The organism is Acidobacteriota bacterium, assembly GCA_038040445.1.
In the GTDB taxonomy this organism is placed as follows: Bacteria; Acidobacteriota; Blastocatellia; order UBA7656; family UBA7656; genus Onstottus_A; species Onstottus_A frigus.
The window spans coordinates 25,377-44,814 of record JBBPIG010000019.1; the positions used below are offsets into that span (position 1 = coordinate 25,377).

Genomic DNA, 19,438 nt, shown 5'->3' on the forward strand with positions numbered 1-19,438 from the left:
CCCGATCAAGCTTCCACCGCGACTATCTTCAACTCCCCGTCCTCGAAGTCTACTTGAAAGTGGTGCGCTTCCTTCCACCGAGTCGTCATCGGCAGCTTAACGATTTCATCGATAGCGCGCTTGAGAAAGCGCGCGCCATAAGTTGGACTGAAGCCCTTCTCGACCAGATACACAACCGCACTCTCACTAACTTCAAGCTCCTTGCCCTGCCGTTTCATTTGACGCTTTATCATGCCCAGGTACAACTCGGCTATTTGCTTCACCTCATCTTGAGTAAGCGGCGAGAACACCACGATCTCGTCGATGCGATTGCGGAACTCAGGCGAGAATCGCTCCTCGGCCGCCTTGATGACTTCCCGCTTGATTTGCTTAACGTCGGCAAGAGTCTTTGTGCCAAACCCGAGCGGCTTCATGTATTTCTTGAAACTGTCCGAACCCAGATTCGAAGTCATGATGACGATCGCATCCGACAAATAAACCTTTTTGCCTCGGCCGTCGGTGATCCAGCCTTCGTCGAATGCTTGCAGAAACAGGTTCAGCAAGTAGGAAGAAGCCTTCTCAATTTCATCCAGCAGCAGCACGGTGTAAGGGTTGTCGCGGAGCCGCTCGGTCAATATGCCGCCTCGCTCGCTACCGACGATCCCGCGCGGCATTCCGATCAGCTTCTCGATCGCGATGGTCCCGTCCTGGTACTCCGACATGTCTATGCGGACCATCTTGTCGTCGTCGCCGAACATGAACTCGGCTACCGCTTTCGCTAACTCGGTCTTGCCGACGCCGGTCGGACCAAGGAACAGCAGAACGCCATCGGGTTTATAGAAGTTCTCCTTGAGCGGTCCCTTGTTGAGCCGCAGACGTTGAGCCACAGCCTTGATCGCTTCCTTCTGCCCGATCACTCGGGCCGAGAGCGCGCTCTCCATATGCGCGAAGCGGTCGTTAGTGTCCCGGAAAATCATGTCGCGGGGGATTCGCGACTCCTGGCTGATTACGTCGATTATGTGTTCGGAGCGCACCTCGGATGGCTCAAGCTGGTTGATCTCAACCTTAACCGATGCAGTGTCGAGCCAGCCAATCACCTTATCCGGCAGGTGCAGGTTGCGAACGTAACGCGGCGCCATTTCCAGCGCGGTCTCGATGGCCTCGTCGGAAATTGTGACGGAGTAGTTGCGTTCGAGTCTCGGGCGCACGCCGACTATGATCTTTCGAGTGTCTTCAACCGACGGCTCATCGACTTTCACAAGCCGGAATCTTCGAGCAAGCGCCTCGTCTTCGGACATGTACTCCTTGTACTCGGTCATGGTCGTCGCGCCGATTATGCGAATCTCGCCGCGCGCCAGGGCGGACTTGAACATGTTGGCCGCGTCCGAGCTCGCTCCCAGAGCCGATCCTGCGCCTATGATCGTGTGCGCCTCGTCGATGAACAGGATCAGGTTATCGCGTTCTTTTACTTCGCTGATAATGCCCTGGATTCGTTCCTCGAACATCCCTCGCAGCATCGTGCCAGCGACGATGCCGGACATCTGAAGCTGAACGATGTGGGCGCTGCGCAATCGTTGAGGCAAGATCTCGGGCTCAAGCTCGATCTTGCGCGCCAGACCCTCGACGACGGCCGTCTTGCCGACGCCGGCTTCGCCGACGAGCATCGGGGAGTTCGCGCGTTCGCGATGGCAGAGTATCTCGACTATCTGCCTGATTTCTTCGTTGCGCCCGATGACCGGCGGCAGCTTGTCTTGACGAGCCAGCTTGTTCAAGCTCACGCCGAAATGTTTGAGGTATGGTGGAAGCTCATAACGCCGACGGTACTTTTCTTCCTTCTCTTCGTGACTGCGGACCCGGGTCGTTATCTTCTGCATAACCATCTCGCGGTCGGCGCCGAGCCGCCTCAGCAACTCGACCGGGTAGCTGTGAGTATCCGTGAAAAGCGCATAGAAAAGATCGGTTGACTCGATAAGCCTTCGCCCCTGTTCACGCGAATGCTTCAGCGCGTTGGACAGCAACGTCCTCAGCGGTTCGGATATCTTCATGCCGCGGCCGAGGTAGTCGCGCTGATCAAGCTTCGTTTCAAGCGCCTGTATCACTACCTGCGGATCCAGATTGAGGCTCTGCATTACCTCGTTGAAGAAGGGTCGTTCTACTTCGGCGATGGAAAGGAAAAGGTGTTCGGGCCCTAGCTGATTGTGGTCCCGGCCCCGAGCTTCCTCGTAAGCCTTTCGAATCAATCGGCGGCCACTTTCAGCAATCTTGTCAGTATAGATTTCTAGATCGATCATTATGTGAGACTTCCCCCGGCCGCCGGCAGCGCTCGATTCGAAACGTTCACCCACCCCGGCTGCGGATCCACGAAGCGAGTATATCAGAGTAGAAAAGTGGACTCAAGAATAGCGACTTTTCGCCGCAATGGTCCCCGCGCTTGGAGGCACATGATAAGCCGTGAGGTCATAGGCCGGATCTTTGAACGAAGCCCCTACCCGCGGTTCGTTCTGCGACTACGCCTTCCGCAGCATCGCTTTTTCCAGCTTCCCGTTTTGCGATGACGTTCGCGTATATCCCACGCCTCGCTCGCACCAGCAGTCCCGGCCTCGCAGCGTAGACATTGATCGCGTGAAACTTTGTGTCGCCACGCTCGCGTTCGGTTGAATACGCAAATATGTACTCGGTGCCTATCTCGGTGACGATCTGAGGGCAAAGTCTCCCAAACTCTTCGCGGGTGCCGGGATTCCAAATCGCGCCGCCGGTTTCCTCCGCGAGTCCCTTGAGAGTGATCTCAGCCGCTTCGAGCTGGCGATAGTAGGCGCGCAGCTTCTCGATCCGCTTGCGAGTCCCGGGATCGAGCATCTCGTACCACGAGAGCGCGTTGAAGGCACGCGGCTTCAGTTCGCGCAATAACATCTCGGTTTGGCTGACGACGTAGACGGTTGCACGCGCCCGATGAAGCGTGTGCAGCACCTTTTCAAAGTCGAGTTCGTCGAACGAGTCTACGCCGTCGGTCATAATCACCACGCTGCGAGGCCCGCTGACTTTTGACAGCACCTGTTCTGCAGCATAAACGAGGCTACGATAGAAATCAGATCTGAGGCCGGGCTTGAACTTCCATTGGAGCGCGGTGCGCAAGGCCTCCTTGTCACCCGTCCATTGCGAGAGCAGATTGGTCTTGTCCGAATAGGTGATCACCGCGGCTCGATCCTGTTCACCCAGCGAATCGACCATCTTCAACGCAAGGTCGCGATTTAGATTGAGATTCTTGAGCGTGCTGTCACCGCCGGCGTCGAGTATGAACAGGATATTCGCGGGCGTGTGCATGACCGAGTTAATGACCTGGCGTTTGCCGTCTTCGGTCAGTATGAAATCAGTTCGCAGAAGATTAGGAGGAAGTTTGCCCAGGTCGCTGCGTACGCTGACCGGAAGCAAGACTTCCTCAACGCGCAGGCGAATCGGTTCTTTGTCATCGCGACGTTGAGGAGCTTTCGGTTGACCCCGCATCCGGCCGCTTTGGGCTTGTACCTGCGCCGCCGCTGCGATGATCACCCAAAGAACCGCTGCTGCTTCTGCCTTCAACTTGAGCGACATATGAGATCCCCCAAGAGATCGACCTAATAACTATGAAAGGTTCTCGGCCTCGTTCTCGCGCTTGTGCGCCAATGAGTTTACTAAAGATCTCAGACAAATGATACGAAGACTTCGTTGGAAAGCAAACGTCCGGCGGCGGTCAGAGCCAATCGCCCGCCGGCCATCTCGATCAACCCCGCGTCGGCCAGTCTCGGCAGTTCGGCGCCGTAGCGCTCGATCACGTCAACACCATACTCCGCGTGGAACTCGGCGAGGCTGACGCCTTCGTTTAATCGCAGCCCCATGAATAGCGCTTCAGCCGCGCGGTCCGCTTCACTGAGCTCGCTGCGGTCAGCAATCGCGTTTCGGCTCTCGGTGATTCTTTCGATGTATGTCTCAGTCTTCAGAACGTTGACCCAACGAGCGAAACCGTCGTAAGAATGTGCTCCACACCCTATGCCATAGAACGGGGCTCCGGTCCAATATTTCAAATTATGTTTCGATCTGAACGGGCTGACCGGTTTGGCCGCCTCGCATTCGCAGCCGCGAGCGAAGTTGGAGATCTCATAATGCTCGTAGCCCGCCGCTTGCGTCGCGTCACAGATCATTCGATACATCTCGGCTGCCAGATCATCATCCGGAACCGGCCGCAGCCCGCGCTTTATCTGACCGTAAAGCTGCGTGCCCTCTTTAACCTCGAGCAAATAGAGCGACAGGTGATCGGGGCGGAAGGCGAGAGCTTCGCGGAGGTTCAACTCCCAATCCGCCAGGCTTTGGTCAGGCAGTCCGGCGATCAAATCGAGGCTGATGTTTTCGAAGCCCGCCGCTCGCAACACGTCGATCGTGCAGCGCGCGTTGCCGGCTGTGTGCGTCCGGCTCAGAGATACGAGCTCGCTGTCGAGAAAAGACTGGACGCCGACGCTCGCGCGATTGATCCCGGCTTTCAACCAGCCATCGGCTTTCGTTCTGGAAAGTGACGCCGGATTGATTTCGATGGTCACTTCCGCGTCGCGATCTACATCGAAGGCCGCTCGGCAGGACCGAACCAGCTCGGCCAGTTGCGCTGCATCGACGATCGAAGGAGTCCCGCCGCCAAAATATATCGTGTCCACCGCAGCGCGATCGCCCAACTGTTCGGTCAGGCGTTCACCCCAATAACCTAACTCGCGGCTCACGGCGCTTATGTAGCGCCGTGCCAGCACTTCAAAAAAATCGGTCGTGTTGAAATTGCAATAGGTGCACTTGCGCTCGCAAAAAGGAATGTGAATGTAGATGCCTGCTCGCCGTTGCACGCGCCGATTATAACACGCAACCTCCGACTGTATTGGCATACTAATCAATCAGAAGTATAGTTCAGAAGGACCGGAGAGTATCGCCGCATCGAGCCGCTGACCTGAAGAAGGAGAAAACTATGCTTCGAATATCTGACGCCGAGTACCTCGGCGATTACCGTGTGCGATTCGTGTTCGACAACGGACGCGAGGGTGTAGCTGACCTGCACGCGATGATCTTCGACGATCCTCGATCGGCTTTCGCACCGTTGCGGGATAAAGCGGCCTTTCGGCAACTATTCATCGAGCACGGTGCGCTCTGCTGGTCAGGCGATTTGGATGTCGCACCGGAGTACATCTACTACCTTACCTTCAGAGATGATGAAAGCTTGCGTGGACTTTTCGAGGAATGGGGCTACATCGGATCCGAAGTCGCGGTCTGACCTGTCCGCTTAGTTGACGGGCGCAGTAGCTCAACTCCTTCGAATGGTGGTATCCTTCCTCTCCCAAACAGGGCCCCCAACTGCAAACTCATTTTCGCGGCACTCTGATAGATCAGAAAGGCGGACAATTGATGAGCGACTTTGAGAGTCTCGCTGGTCAAAGAATCGTGGTCACCGGCGGCGCGGGCTTCGTCGGATCAAACGTCGTTCGCAGACTGCTGGCCGAGAATGCACGCGTCGTCGTCCTCGACGACTTCTACACCGGCGACGACAACAACCTGCCGGCCGGTGAAGCGAACCTCGAGGTTATTCACGGCAGCGTAACCGACTTCGATCTTGTAGGCGATGTGGTCAAGGACGCGAGTCTGGTCTTCCACCTCGCCGCTCGCAATATCATCGTCTCGACCCGGAATCCACGAGAAGACTACGAGGTCAACATCGGTGGGACTCTAAACGTGCTGATGGCCGCGCGAGAGTTGAAGATCCCGCGGGTGGTCTATTCCTCGTCGACTTCGGTCTACGGCAACCCGCGCTATCTGCCAATCAACGAGGACGACGCAACCAACATGCTGAGCCCGTACGCGGTGTCAAAGTTCGCGGGTGAGAATTACTGCAAGGCGTTTTATGAGAGCTATGGCTTGTCATCGGCGGTCGTTCGATACTCGAACGTATACGGAACGGCTCAGCGGCCTGACAATCCCTACTGCGGTGTCGTATCAAAGTTCTTTGAATCTGCGATGAAGGGTGAGTCTCCGCGAATTCACGGCGACGGCGAGCAGACTCGCGACTTCACATACATCGACGACGTGGTTGAAGCGACGTTGCTGGCGGGCATCAGCCCGAAGGCGGACGGGCAGGTCTACAACGTCGGGACCGGGCGCGAGGTGACCGTCAACCAGCTCGCGCGCGCGATAATCGAAATAACCGGCGCGAAAGTCGAGCCGGCTTATGTCGATCGCCGCGACATCGACAACATCCGGCGCCGCGTGGTGAACATCGAAAAGATTCGCCGCGAGCTGCGATGGATTCCCACATTCACAGTCGAGCAGGGTCTGCGTCGAACTTATCAATGGCTGAAAGAAACTTCGAAGTGAATACCGAGGTGATTGCCGGCGTCCGAGAGGCGCGCGAGGCAGTTCTGCAAACGAACGCCCGGCCGCGTGTGTTGTGCGTCGCTCCCGCCTGGAACGAAGGCGAACGCATCGCTCGCGTCGTCGGAGCCGTCCCCCACGACTTCGTGGAAACGACCGTTGTGGTAGATGACGGCTCGAGCGACGACACCGCCGATTACGCGGAGGCAGCCGGCGCCACGGTACTTCGTAGCGGCGCTAATCGCGGCGTAGGCGCGGCGATTCGAAGCGGAATCGATTACGCAATCGAACACGGCTACGACATTGTTGTAGTCGTGTCAGGCGGGGGCAAGACTCCTCCCGAACAAATACCCCGGCTCCTTGATCCGATCATCAAAGGCGAAGCTGAACTCGCTCAGGGCTCACGGTATCTGGACGGCGGAGAGTATTTGCGAATGCCTCTGCGCCGCAGACTCGGCACGCGAGGCTACACGGTTTTGTTTTCGCTTTTTTGCCGCCGCCGAGTGACGGATGCATCGAGCGGCTTTCGCGCAATCAAGGTTTCGCTGTTTGACGACAAGCGAATAAACCTATGGCAAGACTGGCTCGATCGGTATGAGCTCGAGCCCTATCTACTCTTCAAAGCTTTGCGGCTCAGACACAAAGTCGTCGAAGTACCGGTAACGATTGAGTACCCAAAGACCGACGGCATCGCCTACACCAAGATGCGGGCGCTAACGGATTGGTGGAAAATATTTCGACCGGTGATCTTTCTCGCCCTTCGGCTCAAGAGATAGAACCGGCAGCCGAGCTATTATCTAGAGTGTTGTGTCGCACCTTCCCCCTCCTGCGTTGACAAGACTCAGGGCGTAAGGTAGCATCCCGCCGATATCGCTCGACCTGGGGATAGGTCCTGTAGGAACTCAAACTCTTGAATAGTCGTTCAAGACCCCGGGCTCGCGACCGCTTTATCTCAGACGCCCCGCACTGTGGACATGAGATCATGGTGGCGTGAGACTACTCTATTCTGCCGGTGGGTTTCAATACATCTGTGACAGCGTTGGTTATCGTCACAACTGACGCTTATCCGGAAAAGCGAGAGTATCGCACTGCTGCGAGGGGATTAGATCGGAGGTCGCCCTTATCATCCGAGCAGGAGCCAAGCACGTGGTGTAGCGACGGTGAACCGCGACTTTGGCCGGATTCCTCCGTCGCTACGCGATGAGGTCGTCTACGGCACGACCTCGAACGGGCGCATCATGTCATTGTCCTCGTGTTCCAGGATGTGACAGTGCCAGACATACTTTCCAAGGATGTCGAAGTTGGCCCTGATCCGAGTAACTTCTCCCGGGTTGGCCCTGACAGTGTCTTTGCGGCCTGCCTCATTCGGGTCGGCTGGCTTAGGCATTCCATGAAACCTAAGCTGCCCGGTGTTCAGGTACTGTCTCACATCAAACTTCTGCCTATCGAGCACCTCAAACTGGACCAGGTGCAGGTGGATAGGATGAGTGTCTCCAGTCGTGTTGATAAGGCGCCAGACCTCGGTCGTGTTGAGCCTTGGCTTAGTCGTAGTATCGGCAGAAAAAGGCTCTCCCTCCAGCAACAATCTGATCGGGTTCTCATCTTCATCCAGGAATTCCTGAAGGGTCAGGTCCCTCGTCAACGATGCTGGCGGCAGGGGTGCAATCGCCGGAAGGCTCGAGGGCAAGGAGCTGGTGTCCGGCTGTGAGAGCGTGTTGCCCACCCTGAATTGCATAACCTGGCCGGTAGTGTTCGGGTCTGGAGTATCGCCTTCAGGGAAAGGCGCTTTGGCGGTATTGCGCAGAATAAGGGTCTGACCTGCGAAATCCGCGAAGTCGATGATCACATCGGCGCGCTCAGCCGGCGCCATTAACAGTTTAGAGCTTTTTGAGTTTCCGCGATCATTTAACAGCACGGGCGATGGAAGCAACCCTCCCTCGTTCCCGATCTGGTAAAAAGCCGGCCCGGGTGCTCTGTTTACTGAACCCGAAAGCTGCAGACTGTAGAAGCGAGCTTGTGAGCCATTCAGAAAGCGGAACCGGTATTTCCGAGGCTCGACCTCCAAGTACGGCCAAACCTTACCATTGACCAGTATCGTATCTCCGAAGAACTCCGGCACCCAAACGGGAGGCACGGGAGGAGAGGCATCTTGGCCTGTACTCGGATAAAAAAGCGAGCCGTCGGCATTGAACATCCGGTCTTGGATGACCAACGGAATTTCAAAATCTCCGCTGGGCAGATTGAGTCCATCTTCCTCGTCATCTCGCAGCAGGTAGAATCCCGCCAGTCCGGCGTAGACGTTCAGCCGGGTGATAGCGAGGGCGTGATCGTGGTACCAGAGGGTGGTCGCTCGCTGAGTGTTGGGATATGCGAGGGTTCGCGAAAAGCCTGGTAAGAACGTGTCCAGAGGACCGCCGTCGCTCTCGGGCGGCACGTGGCCGCCGTGGAGGTGCACAGCGGTGCGCACGTCTCCCTCTTGCTTCGCATTATCAAGGGTTTCATCCACGGGGAGGAAGTGATTTTGAGGAAGGTTGTTTATCCATTTGACCTGGATTGGCACGTCCCGCCGAGCTTCAATGGTTGCGCTGGGGTAGCTGCCTTGAGTCAGCCCGGCGTCGCCATATCCCCAGACCGGGGTCGGGTCGAGCTGGCTGTGGAGTTGTTGGGTGAACGAATTCATTGCCACTTCATAGTAAGCGGCTCCCCCAGCAACTCCGGAAAGCGGTTGCATTACCGGGGGAATGGGAAGCGGATCGAGATACTTGGTGAGGGGCTGAGTTGCCGCGAACGCCCGCGGTAAGTTCCACTTCCAAGATACCAGGGCGGCTGCCCCAGTCAAAGAACCTATCTTTAGAAACTGTCTCCTGGTTGGCATTGGATGCCTCCTTTTGTAGGGGAGGCAGGAGCTGTGGGTAGCGGTGAGAGATACGGGGGCTCCTGCTCTCTGCTTTACAAGTGCGGCGTTTTTACTACTGCCGAGATTGCGCGATGGGCAAGCTACGTACCAATAAAAAGTATCGCAAACTGTACAATGTTTCGCCCAATAGTGGGTCAAATGACCCTGGCGTACCTACAGCGATGTGAGTTTTTCGTTTTAGTTGGGGAGATTTCCTTGCCGATTGAGCAAGGGACTAAACTCATCCAGTGGATGATTGAGGTCCAGCTCTTTGTGTAGGCCTGACCTTGCCGTCGCCGGACCATCAAACCTGGTTGGGCGGCGGCAAGGGGGATCATGCGTAAGAGCCCAGAGCAATCCCAGGAATATGGTTACAAATGACCTGCACAAATATTCGGTCGTCCGTACGGACGCCACTGGCAAGGTACTTATTTCCCGTCGTCGATTAGGGGGTGCTCTTAAGACAATCCTTCGTCGGAGGATTGGTCAGCGACCTTGCAAGCTCACTGCGAAACTGACCGAAGTGACTGCGTACTTCACCCATATTCACATCAGCCTCTTTCGTGATTTGACCGATCGACATCCCGGCGACTAGTTTCGCAATGATGCCGTCGAGCGGCAGATCGATTCTGTCCGCCAGAAGCACCGCCGCAACGAATTGACCAAACGGAAAGTCGGTAAGCGCATCGAACTTGTCTTTTAGTTCCTTCGCGGTACCAACATCGGTCGTGTGCGCGGCTAGGATGCAAAACACCACCTTGCGGCCTAGCTGGTCTGCCGCTTCCTCGGCCTTTGCGCCGGTCTTGTTGGCTTCTTTGTTGAGCTGTTTCATCTCCTGCTTGCTGGCTTTTTTGTCCCCGCTCTGCCCTTGAGCAGATGCGTAGCTCGCGGTCAGCGACAGAAGCAACGTAGCGATCATCAGTGTCAATGCTCGTCTCAAATCAAAACCTTTCATGTCATCCTCCTAAAATAAAAAAACTCGCAATGCCGAAGCACGCGAGCATAAGCGTCACGTCTCACTTCGGCGTTGCCTCGACCCTATCCTCTAGAGGAATTTAGGCCGACACTTTGCGCGCCTCTCTTTCGATGGGTTGCCATTTTTGGTGAGGATAAAATCTTGGAGGCATCAGAAGTCTAAGGGGGCGCGTTGGCCACGTCAAGAATAATCACGCGGGACAGAATAATCACGAGGGCAAAGAGCGAAGGCCACCGACGCGCAAGAGTTGCAGCAGAGGAGATATCGAGTCATTGCGCTTAAACCCATTATCTCTTGCTCGACTCAGACCTGCGCTCAGCTTGTCGACCGTGCTCCTAGAGTGCCGGTTTACCATCGAGTATCCGAACACTGCTGCGCCTATCGTCGTTCTTGCACTTGGCCTTAAACGCTAGGGTGCTGAAAAGGTCCCAACATCGCCGGGCCTGCGAAGCATTTTGTTGACTTCCCCGCAGTGCAGCTCTTCCTCCGCGATCATCCTGCGCGCATACTCTTCAAGGAGCACCGAGCGATCACGCACCAGCTCCAAAAGCTCTCTGTACAACTCGGTCGCTGCCTTCTCAACCTCGAGCGACTCGCGCAGGATGTCGTTAATCTCGTGCTTGTGCGTTTCCAGCAGCGGCCCGATGTTGAGCGAAGGATGCTCGCCGAAGTGAGTCACCAGTTCACCGGCGGCATGCGCGTGCGCGAGTCCGGTAGTCGCTTGCTCTCGCAGCCATGAGATGATCGGAATCCTGCTGTAGCCGAAAACCATAAGCGAATAGTGCGTGTACCGAACGACGCCTGCCAACTCATCTTCTAGAATCCTGTTCAGCAATCCGATCACTGCCGTCTTGTCTAACTCTTGCTGTGCCATGCTTCCTCCTCCGCGAGTCCAGTTTTTCGCGCGTCAACCTGGGAATTATACTGGAGCGACTCAACGATGCAACGCCGGGTTACTCGTTTGAGGCGGTCGCTCGCGACGTGTTATCGTTAGCATTCGCCACCCAGATCGCCGCGCGCTGGTCTATTGCCGAGGGACTCCAAAAAGTGAGCAGCAACACCCGAGCCCACGAGGCTCTTCAAAAACATTTCGGCTTCACTGACTTCCTCGAAGGCCAGGCCGAAGTCATCGAGTCGGTGCTCGCCGCTCAGAACGCCGTAGTCGTCATGCCAACAGGCGGCGGCAAGTCGCTCTGCTATCAGTTGCCGGCGTTAATGCTCGACGGAGTCACGCTTGTCGTTTCGCCGCTCATCGCGCTGATGAAAGACCAGGTGGATGCGCTCGCCGCCCGCGACATCCCCACTACTTTTATCAACAGTTCACTCGGTTACGCCGAGACCAACAAACGGCTGAGCGAGATCCGGCGAGGCATTTACAAACTTGTTTACGTGGCGCCCGAGCGATTTCGAAGCCAGGCTTTCATGGACACAATCGCGACCGTCAAAGTGAGGTTGTTCGCAGTTGATGAAGCGCACTGCATATCGCACTGGGGACATGACTTCAGACCCGATTATCTGAGGCTCAAAGACGCGGTGGAACGCCTCGGGCATCCGCAGATAATCGCGCTCACTGCGACCGCGACGCAGAAGGTCAGAGCGGACATCAGCGAACAGCTAGGCTTAACCGATCCCCGCTATCTCGTAGCCGGCTTCGATCGCCCGAACCTTGCTCTTCGAGTCGTTCACGTCTCAGCCGAGAAAGAAAAACTGGATACGCTCAAGCGAATAATCAAGACATCGGGCGGCTCGGGAATCATCTACGCCGCGACTCGCAAGAGCGTCGAGCAGATCGCCGGCAAGCTCAAGATGGCCGGCCTAAGCGTCGAACCTTATCACGGCGGGATGGGTGAGATTGAGCGAACTCGCGCGCAAGACAGCTTCATGGGCGGCCACGTGCAAGCCATCATCGCCACCAACGCTTTCGGCATGGGAATAGACAAACGTGACATTCGATTCGTCGTTCACTATCACCTGCCCGGCTCGATCGAAGCCTACTATCAAGAGGTCGGACGCGCCGGGCGAGACGGTCTTCCCGCCGACTGCCTGCTGCTGTTCAACTACGCCGACACCCGCACGCAACAGTTCTTCATCGAAGGCAATCATCCGCCGCCGGAATTGATCCGCCGCGTCTATCACGAGATCGCATCATTCGGACTCGAGAAGATCGAGATGTCCGCGCGCGAGCTGGCCCAGCGGCTCGGTGAGAAGAACGATATGTCGATCTACTCCGCGTTGGTCGTGCTTGAAAAAGCCGGCCACATCGAGCGCGGCCGTTCGACCGACAAGAACATCATCGTGCGGCTGACCTCTCGCGTGGACACGGCGCTCGATCAGGTCGACGGCGACTCAGCCGAAGCCTCCGTGTTGCGCGAGCTGATCTTCAATCGAGACATCAATGATCGTGAGCAAACTGAGATCGATCTGAACGCAATGGGGCGGGCGCTCGATCTTGACGATGGCCAGATTCGACGCGCGCTTCGGGGGCTTTCAGCACGCGGCGTCATATCGTACCGCAACGCATACCAGGGTCGCGGAATAAAGTTGCTGGATAGTCCGCCGGCCCGCGCGCTGCGCATCGACACCAAAGAACTGGCTGCGCGAGCGGCCGCCGAACAGTCGAAGCTGCGCAAGATGATCGACTACTGCTATAGCAAAGCCTGTCTGAGGCGATTCATCTTGAGTTACTTCGGCGATCGCAAAAAGGTCGAGCGTTGTCAGACTTGCTCGGTATGCGCGCCACACCCGGCGAGCTACGTTGACGACTCGCGCTCCGAGAAGGCTCGTGCCGGCGCCGGCACGTTGAGAGTCGGCTCGGCGTCACGCTCGGCCAAACTTCCCGCGGCTACTGGAATCGACGAGATGATCATCGATAACGCGCCAACGGGCAGTGAGCTTCGCGCTGAGTTGAGAAAACGCGCAGAGCTTGACCGGTCAATGAGCGAACCGGCAAGCTTTACCGAGCCCGAAGCACCTCACGGTCGCAGCCTCAATCCATCCGAAACGATCGTCGTCAGGAAGATATTGAGCTGCGTAGCAAGGCTGAATGGCAGATTCGGCAAGGGCACGGTCGCCGCGGTGCTCCGCGGCTCGAGCGCGAAGCAGGTGACCGAGCATCATCTGGACCGTCTATCAACATACGGTTTGCTTCGCGAGATGACACAGGACGACATAACTGCGTACGTCAAAGCGCTCGTTCAAGCAGGCTGCATCGCGGTGGGCCGCAGTCAGTATCCAACAGTGAGTCTCACCGATTTCGGCCGAGAGGTGATGATGGCTCGCGCCGAGGTCACCCTCGAGTTGTCTTGAGGCCTTTTTGTGATAAATTCTAGGCGGAGTCATTAATGCAAACCGAACAGCCGGCTTCCGGCGTTCTTCAAGTAAACGAAAAGGGCTTCGGCTTCCTTCGTCATGCGGAGAGCAACTATCTGCCGTCGCCTAAAGATGTCTTTGTCCCTCGAACCTTGATTCAGCACTTCAGGCTAAGAGAAGGCGTTCAACTGTCGGGAACGGCAAGCCCGTCGGATGAGACGCGCGGCGGGCGCGGAGGCCGTGGCCGCGTTCAATCCGATCAACTCACGAGCATCGAACTCATCAACGGAACAGATCCCGATCAGTACTCTAAGATGCCCGAGTTCACTAAGCTGACCAGCGTCGATCCCACGGAATGTCTCGAATTGTCGAAGGGCAATCCCAACATGTCAATGCGAGTGCTCGACCTGATAGCACCGATCGGCAAAGGCCAGCGCGGCTTGATCGTCGCGCCGCCCAAGACCGGCAAGACCACGCTCATCGAAGAAATCGCCGAAGCCGTTGCCGACAACCATCCTGAGACGTACCTGGTCGTTCTGCTGGTCGATGAACGTCCCGAAGAAGTCACGCACCTGAAACGCCGCGTGCGTGGCGAGGTGATCGCTTCATCAGCCGATCAGAACGCCGACTATCATCTGATGATCACTCACCTTGTACACGAACGCGTGAAGCGGATGGTCGAATGCGGGCAAGACGTCGTGATGTTGCTCGATTCAATCACGCGATTGGCTCGCGCTTCGAACCGCGAGACCAGCCGCCGAGGCCGAACCATGAGCGGCGGCGTCGACTCACGCGCTCTGGAATTCCCGCGCAAGTTTTTCGGTGCGGCCCGCAAAGCCGAAGAAGGCGGCTCGCTGACGATCATCGGCACGGCGCTGATCGACACCGGCAGCCAGATGGACGAAGTGATCTTTCAAGAGTTCAAAGGAACCGGCAATCTGGAAATCCAATTGGATCGCAGGCTGGCCGAAAGAAGAATTTGGCCGGCGATAGACATCTCGAAGTCAGGCACTCGCAAAGAGGAGAAGCTGTTCGACGCGGACACGATGCCGCAGATCAACCTTCTCCGACGCGCGCTGGCCAACAAGAAGCCGATCGAAGCGATGGAAATGTTGCTGAAAGGCTTGAGCGAGACGCGCGACAATCGAGAGTTCCTGGATAAGTTGAAGCAGAATGCCTGATAGACGACTTCAGCACTAACCTGACTTGGGCCTGTCTCATTTGAGATCGCTAGTCGGCCAAGCTTGAACCAGCTATCCGAAAAAACCTGGGAATGGTATACAGAGCCCTATGAGCGAAGAGCGATTCAAAGAGCGGCAAACGGACGTGCGCAAGGCGACGCAGCGGTTGAGCGAAGCGGTTCAGCAACCCGAAAGCGACATCCTCCGCGACGCAGTCATTCAGCGCTTCGAGTTCTCCTTCGAATTGGTTTGGAAAACGTTGAAGCTCTATCTCGAGCGACAGGGGCACGAATGTGGCGGCCCTCGTCCGACGCTCAAGAAAGCCTTCACCGAAGGTCTTATCAGCACGCCCGAGGAGGGGGATGTTTGGCTGCAGATGCTCGAGGACCGCAATCTCACTAGCCATACCTATGACGAAGAATTGGCTATTCGCATCTATCAGCACATTGCCGGTAGTTACGCCGAGCTACTGGGAAAGATGGCCGACAAGATTCAAGGGCTCACGTGGGATTGAAATCATGAAATCCATTGCTCTTCGAGACAAAGACCTCCTGGCATTGCGTGGCGCGCTCGCGCGATTTCCATCCGTCCGGGAAGTGAGAGTGTTCGGCTCCCGCGCGACTGGGAGCGCCCGCCGAGCTTCCGATCTCGACCTGGCGATCTCCGCTCCAAACGCCACCGCGCAGGAATGGGCCGACCTCTTTGAGGCGCTTGAGGAAGCGCCGATCATCTATGAACTGGATCTCGTTCGCCTGGATGAGACCTTCAACGCCCGGTTGCGAGAAAGGATCGAGCGCGAAGGCATAACTGTTTATCCGGAAGAGGCGACAGTACAGGATCGCTTCGTTCAAGAGACGAAGGAATGAGGGCTAGCACAGAAGGCCTCTTTTGTGATGGCGCGGAACAACAAGTAGTGCAATAATGACTCCAATTTCAATGGAGACGTGCTGTGGCCTCCCTTTCACAGTGCTGCCAGGATCCTGAAATTATTTAAGTGAAGGTTTCATCTTAGACGCTTCTCCAAAAGGGAGGTTCCAATGTATTACCGAGATGGCGTGCTGGTTCCAACAGAACCAGCGGTGGATCTAGTTCGGTTGCTTAGCGAGGGTACATACACAAGCTTCCCACAGGCGCTCAAGGAATTCATAAGCAATGCTTTCGACTCTGATGCGACAAGGCTGGACATCAGGATCGATGACGACGCCAATGCGATCACAATCCGGGACAACGGCGATGGATCAGCAAGAAGCTTTCTTCTATCGACCGCCGCATCGTTCGTCAATCTGATCGCGGTAGGCTCGTCCTTTTTCAGCAGCCTGCTAGACTAGCCAAGGTCAAAGCCAACTTCAATCGCTGAATCCGCTGTAGTAGGATTGTCCTTTCAACTCGAGTCTCCAATCTTAACCGGCAAGGTGAACGATGAATCAAACCTACATCCGCGATGTATCGAAGCACGTCGGAGAAGAAATCACCCTCAAGGGTTGGCTTTATAACATGCGGTCCAGCGGCAAGCTGATGTTCCCGCAAGTCCGCGACGGGTCAGGCATCATTCAAGGAGTTGTCTTCAAGAAGAACGTCCCCGAACAGGTGTGGAACGATTTCGAGAAGCTCACGCAGGAATCCTCGATCATCGTGACCGGCAAGGTCCGAGCCGACGAGCGCGCGCCGGGCGGGTACGAGCTTGATCTGACCGGCGTAGAAGTCCTGCAGATCGCTCACGATTATCCGATCACGCCCAAAGAACACGGCGTTGAGTTCCTGATGGACAATCGGCATCTGTGGCTGCGCTCGAAACGGCAGCACGCGATACTCTCGATCAGAGCAGAGGTGATTCGAGCCGTTCGCGACTTCTTTGACTCGAACGGATTCCTGCTGATGGACACGCCGATCTTCACACCCGCCGCGTGCGAAGGCACGACGACTCTGTTCGAAGTGGACTACTTCGACGACAACAAGGCGTACCTCACGCAATCGGGTCAACTCTACAACGAAGCGACCGCCGCCGCGTTCGGCAAGGTCTACTGCTTCGGCCCGACCTTCCGCGCCGAGAAGTCGAAGACGCGCCGCCACCTGACCGAGTTTTGGATGGTCGAGCCCGAAGTGGCCTACGCTGAGCTTGACGACATCATGAATCTCGCCGAAGAGTTCATCACGTTCATCGTTCACCGAGTGCTCGAGAATCGGCGCAAGGAACTGGCGGAGCTTGAACGCGATATTTCAAAGCTTGAGAAGGTCGCGCCGCCATTCCCGAGGCTTCAATACGACGACGCAGTAAAGATGCTTCAAGAAGCGCACGCTAAGGGCGAGCTTCAAGAGCGGTTCGAATGGGGCGGGGACTTCGGCGCACCCGATGAGACTTACCTATCGAGCCAGTTTGATCGCCCTGTGCTGGTGCATCGCTACCCGGCGGCGGTGAAGGCTTTTTACATGAAGCCGGACGCAGAGCGGCCCGAGCTTGCGCTGTGCGTGGACGTGCTGGCGTCTGAGGGCTACGGCGAAGTGATCGGGGGCGGCCAGCGCGCGGATGACCTGGAGTACTTGCTGAAACAGATTAAGGCTCACGGTCTGCCGGAAGAAGCATTTGATTGGTACCTGGATCTTCGCAAGTACGGGACTTTTCCGCATGGCGGATTTGGGATGGGCATCGAGCGCTGCACGGGGTGGCTGTGTGGGATTGAACATATTCGCGAGACGATTCCCTTCCCGAGGATGTTGTACCGGTTGAAACCCTAGCTGGATTAAGGAAGCTTTCCGCGATGCCGCTTTACCGCAGAGAGCGCAGAGAGCCCTTCTCTGCGGCACCTCGGCGTTCTCTGCGGCTCTGCGGTGAAATTGCTCTCAATTACTCAAGGGGAGCGAGGTGAGGTTTGAACGAAGGCGACAAGCGAAAGCGCATAACAGTATTCGGCGGCTCGCGGTGCGGGCCGGACGCGGCCGAGTATCAAGAGGCCCTCAGGCTCGGCCGCTTGTTAGTCGACGCAGGCTTCGATGTTTGCTCGGGCGGCTACGCCGGTGTCATGGAAGCCATCAGCCGCGGCGCCCACGAAGCGGGCGGTCACGTCATCGGCGTGACGATGGAACAGTTCAAGTCCGCGCCTAACCCTTATCTCAAAAAGATCGAACCGAGCGCTGATTTCTACACGCGGCTTCAAATACTGATCCGCGACTCGGCTGGCTACATCGCGCTGCGCGGAGGAATGGGAACCGTCACCGAGATATCGCTCGTTTGGAACAAGCTGGTGATGAACGTGCTTCCGCAGCGGCCCTTGATCCTGCTCGGCGAGTGCTGGCCCGGCGCCATCGAATGCCTGAGCCAGCACCTCGTGATTTCTGAGAGCGACCTCGAGCATCTTTCCTTCGCCGAAACCGCCGAGCAAGCTGTCGCGATTCTGAAGGAACGGATATATTGAAACAAGGCGTGATGAACAAGAAGGCTAAGATTATCGGAGTGCCGATGGACCTGGGCGCGGGTCGTCGAGGCGTTGACATGGGGCCTTCGGCAATTCGCATAGCCGGTCTCAATCAAGCGATAGCGCTACTGGGCTACGAAGTTCTGGACGCGGGAAACGTTCACGTTCGCCCGGCCGAATCCATCGAGCGCACCAGTCCGCGCGCGCACTTCCTGCCGCAAATCGCCGAGGCAGCCGAAGAACTCGCGGCGATGGTGGAAGCGGCCCTGGACGACGGCGCGCTTCCGGTCATCCTCGGCGGGGATCATTCGATCGCCATCGGCAGCGTCGCAGGCGTCGCCAGCTTCTACCGCAAGCACAACAAGCGAGTAGGCATCGTCTGGCTGGACGCGCACACCGATGTCAACACCCCCGAGACTTCGCCATCCGGCAACATTCACGGGATGCCGCTAGCGGCGCTGCTCGGCCGTGGAGCGCGCGAGCTGACTCACGTCGCGGGATTCGCGCCGAAGGTCCTGCCCGAGAACGTCGCCGTGATCGGCGCCCGCAGCATCGATCCCGGCGAGCGCGACTTCATCAGGAGCACCGGCATCCGCGTCTTCTCGATGAGCGAACTGGATGAACGCGGACTTCCAGACGTCGTAGCCGAAGCGGTCGAGATCGCTTCGCTGAACACGGCCGGGTTTCACGTTACCATGGACATGGATTTCATCGATCCGTTCTACGCACCAGGCGTGGGGACCCCCGAACGTGGGGGCGCGACTTACCGCGAGAGCCATCTGGCGATGGAGAAGATCGCGGACTCCGGCCGAGTGCTTTCTGTTGAGCTGACCGAGGTGAATCCGGTGTTCGACACGGCAAACCAGACCGCACTGCTCGCTGTCGAACTAATACTGTCCGCGCTTGGAAAGAAGATCCTGTGAAGCCATCACCGCTTAACGTTCACGAGGTGCCACCCGAGTTTAATCGCGGCTTGCGCGCGGAGGCGGCGCCGGGAATCGACCGCGATACCCTCGTTGTTGAGCTTCAAGATCGAATAGCGAAGCTCAACGAGCAGTCTCGAATATTCATTCCACTGATCGCGCTCGTGCTTATCGCGTCGATGCCGGTTTGGTCGAAGTCGCCCGCGCGATTCCTGTTGCTGCTTCTGAGTCCCTTCGTCTTGCTCCCACTGGGATTCTGCATCGCTCATCTCTTGCTGGCGTGGCGCAGGATCGCTATCGCCAGGAGCCGAATCCGCAACTGGGATATGACTAACGAGCGGGGAAAGAGGTAGCGCAGATCTTAGTCTGTGCGCTACATCGCAGGTGAGGTT

At 57.0% G+C, this 19,438-nt stretch carries 18 protein-coding genes and 1 riboswitch; of the genes, 12 read left to right on the forward strand and 6 right to left on the reverse strand.

All coding sequences use genetic code 11. The annotated features are described in order from the left end of the window. Positions 1-5: 5 nt before the first annotated feature. From AABO57_19400 to hemW, 3 genes are all read right to left on the reverse strand, one after another. Positions 6-2,270, reverse strand: a complete 2,265-nt coding sequence (locus AABO57_19400) for an ATP-dependent Clp protease ATP-binding subunit (GenBank protein MEK6287891.1) — start codon at positions 2,268-2,270, stop codon at positions 6-8. 166 nt (positions 2,271-2,436) lie between these two features. Further along, positions 2,437-3,567 carry a VWA domain-containing protein gene (locus tag AABO57_19405; GenBank protein MEK6287892.1) on the reverse strand — a complete coding sequence of 377 codons (1,131 nt, stop codon included), beginning with the start codon at positions 3,565-3,567 and terminating at the stop codon, positions 2,437-2,439. An 89-nt stretch (positions 3,568-3,656) separates the two neighbouring features. Continuing rightward, positions 3,657-4,877, reverse strand: coding sequence for a radical SAM family heme chaperone HemW (gene hemW, locus AABO57_19410; protein ID MEK6287893.1), 1,221 nt, complete (start codon positions 4,875-4,877; stop codon positions 3,657-3,659). 80 nt (positions 4,878-4,957) lie between these two features. Here hemW and AABO57_19415 point away from each other — a divergent pair, with 80 nt between their 5' ends. From AABO57_19415 to AABO57_19425, 3 genes are all read left to right on the forward strand, one after another. After that, positions 4,958-5,260 carry a DUF2442 domain-containing protein gene (locus AABO57_19415; GenBank protein ID MEK6287894.1) on the forward strand — a complete coding sequence of 101 codons (303 nt, stop codon included), beginning with the start codon at positions 4,958-4,960 and terminating at the stop codon, positions 5,258-5,260. A 131-nt stretch (positions 5,261-5,391) separates the two neighbouring features. Then, positions 5,392-6,354 carry an NAD-dependent epimerase/dehydratase family protein gene (locus AABO57_19420; GenBank protein ID MEK6287895.1) on the forward strand — a complete coding sequence of 321 codons (963 nt, stop codon included), beginning with the start codon at positions 5,392-5,394 and terminating at the stop codon, positions 6,352-6,354. Beyond that, positions 6,330-7,127: a glycosyltransferase family 2 protein gene (locus AABO57_19425; GenBank protein MEK6287896.1), complete on the forward strand. Its 798-nt coding sequence runs from the start codon at positions 6,330-6,332 to the stop codon at positions 7,125-7,127. Before AABO57_19420 ends, AABO57_19425 begins: the two co-directional genes overlap by 25 nt. Positions 7,128-7,561: 434 nt before the next feature. Here AABO57_19425 and AABO57_19430 read toward each other — a convergent pair whose 3' ends face one another. The 3 genes from AABO57_19430 to AABO57_19440 all read right to left on the reverse strand — a co-directional run bounded on the left by AABO57_19430 (position 7,562) and on the right by AABO57_19440 (position 11,097). Further along, on the reverse strand, positions 7,562-9,226 hold the full coding sequence (locus tag AABO57_19430; GenBank protein ID MEK6287897.1) for a multicopper oxidase domain-containing protein: 1,665 nt from the start codon (positions 9,224-9,226) through the stop codon (positions 7,562-7,564). A 466-nt stretch (positions 9,227-9,692) separates the two neighbouring features. Next, positions 9,693-10,202 (reverse strand): hypothetical protein, encoded by a 510-nt coding sequence (locus tag AABO57_19435; GenBank protein ID MEK6287898.1) that lies wholly within the window; start codon positions 10,200-10,202, stop codon positions 9,693-9,695. Positions 10,203-10,267: 65 nt separating this feature from the next. After that, positions 10,268-10,353, reverse strand: a riboswitch (cyclic di-GMP riboswitch). 279 nt (positions 10,354-10,632) lie between these two features. Next, the gene (locus AABO57_19440; protein MEK6287899.1) at positions 10,633-11,097 is read right to left on the reverse strand and encodes a ferritin-like domain-containing protein; all 465 of its coding nucleotides are present in this window, start codon (positions 11,095-11,097) and stop codon (positions 10,633-10,635) included. 107 nt (positions 11,098-11,204) lie between these two features. Between AABO57_19440 and AABO57_19445 the strand changes: the two genes are divergently transcribed. From AABO57_19445 to AABO57_19485, 9 genes are all read left to right on the forward strand, one after another. Continuing rightward, a complete protein-coding gene (locus tag AABO57_19445) occupies positions 11,205-13,529 on the forward strand; it encodes an ATP-dependent DNA helicase RecQ (GenBank protein MEK6287900.1) in 2,325 nt (774 codons plus the stop codon). A 35-nt stretch (positions 13,530-13,564) separates the two neighbouring features. Further along, positions 13,565-14,713 carry a transcription termination factor Rho gene (gene rho / locus AABO57_19450; GenBank protein MEK6287901.1) on the forward strand — a complete coding sequence of 383 codons (1,149 nt, stop codon included), beginning with the start codon at positions 13,565-13,567 and terminating at the stop codon, positions 14,711-14,713. Positions 14,714-14,822: 109 nt separating this feature from the next. Then, on the forward strand, positions 14,823-15,227 hold the full coding sequence (locus tag AABO57_19455) for a nucleotidyltransferase substrate binding protein (protein ID MEK6287902.1): 405 nt from the start codon (positions 14,823-14,825) through the stop codon (positions 15,225-15,227). A 4-nt stretch (positions 15,228-15,231) separates the two neighbouring features. Next, on the forward strand, positions 15,232-15,579 hold the full coding sequence (locus AABO57_19460; GenBank protein MEK6287903.1) for a nucleotidyltransferase domain-containing protein: 348 nt from the start codon (positions 15,232-15,234) through the stop codon (positions 15,577-15,579). A gap of 171 nt (positions 15,580-15,750) precedes the next feature. Beyond that, complete coding sequence (locus AABO57_19465) at positions 15,751-16,041, forward strand: ATP-binding protein (protein MEK6287904.1); 291 nt, start codon at positions 15,751-15,753, stop codon at positions 16,039-16,041. Between the two features lie 91 nt (positions 16,042-16,132). Beyond that, positions 16,133-17,446: an asparagine--tRNA ligase gene (gene asnS, locus AABO57_19470; protein ID MEK6287905.1), complete on the forward strand. Its 1,314-nt coding sequence runs from the start codon at positions 16,133-16,135 to the stop codon at positions 17,444-17,446. A gap of 134 nt (positions 17,447-17,580) precedes the next feature. Then, positions 17,581-18,123 carry an LOG family protein gene (locus AABO57_19475; GenBank protein ID MEK6287906.1) on the forward strand — a complete coding sequence of 181 codons (543 nt, stop codon included), beginning with the start codon at positions 17,581-17,583 and terminating at the stop codon, positions 18,121-18,123. 11 nt (positions 18,124-18,134) lie between these two features. After that, complete coding sequence (gene rocF, locus AABO57_19480) at positions 18,135-19,046, forward strand: arginase (protein ID MEK6287907.1); 912 nt, start codon at positions 18,135-18,137, stop codon at positions 19,044-19,046. Beyond that, positions 19,043-19,399, forward strand: a complete 357-nt coding sequence (locus tag AABO57_19485) for a hypothetical protein (GenBank protein ID MEK6287908.1) — start codon at positions 19,043-19,045, stop codon at positions 19,397-19,399. Before rocF ends, AABO57_19485 begins: the two co-directional genes overlap by 4 nt. Positions 19,400-19,438: the final 39 nt, after the last annotated feature.

Coding starts and splice junctions, on each gene's coding strand:
- AABO57_19400 (MEK6287891.1), bottom strand. CDS start 2,270: ATGATCGATCTAGAAATCTATACTGACAAGATTGCTGAAAGTGGCCGC.
- AABO57_19405 (MEK6287892.1), bottom strand. CDS start 3,567: ATGTCGCTCAAGTTGAAGGCAGAAGCAGCAGCGGTTCTTTGGGTGATC.
- hemW (MEK6287893.1), bottom strand. CDS start 4,877: ATGCCAATACAGTCGGAGGTTGCGTGTTATAATCGGCGCGTGCAACGG.
- AABO57_19415 (MEK6287894.1), top strand. CDS start 4,958: ATGCTTCGAATATCTGACGCCGAGTACCTCGGCGATTACCGTGTGCGA.
- AABO57_19420 (MEK6287895.1), top strand. CDS start 5,392: ATGAGCGACTTTGAGAGTCTCGCTGGTCAAAGAATCGTGGTCACCGGC.
- AABO57_19425 (MEK6287896.1), top strand. CDS start 6,330: ATGGCTGAAAGAAACTTCGAAGTGAATACCGAGGTGATTGCCGGCGTC.
- AABO57_19430 (MEK6287897.1), bottom strand. CDS start 9,226: ATGCCAACCAGGAGACAGTTTCTAAAGATAGGTTCTTTGACTGGGGCA.
- AABO57_19435 (MEK6287898.1), bottom strand. CDS start 10,202: ATGAAAGGTTTTGATTTGAGACGAGCATTGACACTGATGATCGCTACG.
- AABO57_19440 (MEK6287899.1), bottom strand. CDS start 11,097: ATGGCACAGCAAGAGTTAGACAAGACGGCAGTGATCGGATTGCTGAAC.
- rho (MEK6287901.1), top strand. CDS start 13,565: ATGCAAACCGAACAGCCGGCTTCCGGCGTTCTTCAAGTAAACGAAAAG.
- AABO57_19455 (MEK6287902.1), top strand. CDS start 14,823: ATGAGCGAAGAGCGATTCAAAGAGCGGCAAACGGACGTGCGCAAGGCG.
- AABO57_19460 (MEK6287903.1), top strand. CDS start 15,232: ATGAAATCCATTGCTCTTCGAGACAAAGACCTCCTGGCATTGCGTGGC.
- AABO57_19465 (MEK6287904.1), top strand. CDS start 15,751: ATGTATTACCGAGATGGCGTGCTGGTTCCAACAGAACCAGCGGTGGAT.
- asnS (MEK6287905.1), top strand. CDS start 16,133: ATGAATCAAACCTACATCCGCGATGTATCGAAGCACGTCGGAGAAGAA.
- rocF (MEK6287907.1), top strand. CDS start 18,135: ATGAACAAGAAGGCTAAGATTATCGGAGTGCCGATGGACCTGGGCGCG.